Source organism: Parafrigoribacterium mesophilum (genome assembly GCF_039652555.1).
GTDB classification, from domain to species: domain Bacteria; phylum Actinomycetota; class Actinomycetes; order Actinomycetales; family Microbacteriaceae; genus Parafrigoribacterium; species Parafrigoribacterium mesophilum.
In genome coordinates this window covers 1-265 of record NZ_JBDJAF010000074.1, presented here as the reverse complement: position 1 = coordinate 265, position 265 = coordinate 1, and the positions used below count along the sequence as shown (strand labels likewise).

Annotated in this window: 1 protein-coding gene; it reads left to right on the top strand. The window is 63.0% G+C overall.

Going from position 1 to position 265, the window contains the following annotated elements:
- On the top strand, positions 1-248 hold a 248-nt coding region (locus tag ABFX56_RS16145), incomplete at its 5' end, for an integrase core domain-containing protein (protein WP_346234373.1).
- Positions 249-265 lie beyond the last annotated feature (17 nt).

Below are 265 nucleotides of genomic sequence, written 5' to 3'. Positions count from 1 at the left end.
GTCGCATGCGCGATGAGCTACTTAACGAGACGCTGTTCCTCAGCATGGACCATGCCCGCGTTCAGATCGCGGCGTGGGTCGAGGACTACAACCACGAACGGCCACACTCAGCCCTTGGCTACGAGACCCCGGCGGCATTCCCCGCCGAACTACATAAGCAATGGCCTGCTCCGCTACGCCATACGGGCTCCGCTGCACAGGCCTTTGCTTACCCCGCGCTCAGGCGCAACAACACGGCCCGGCTCTAATCCCAGCTGGGGGAAAG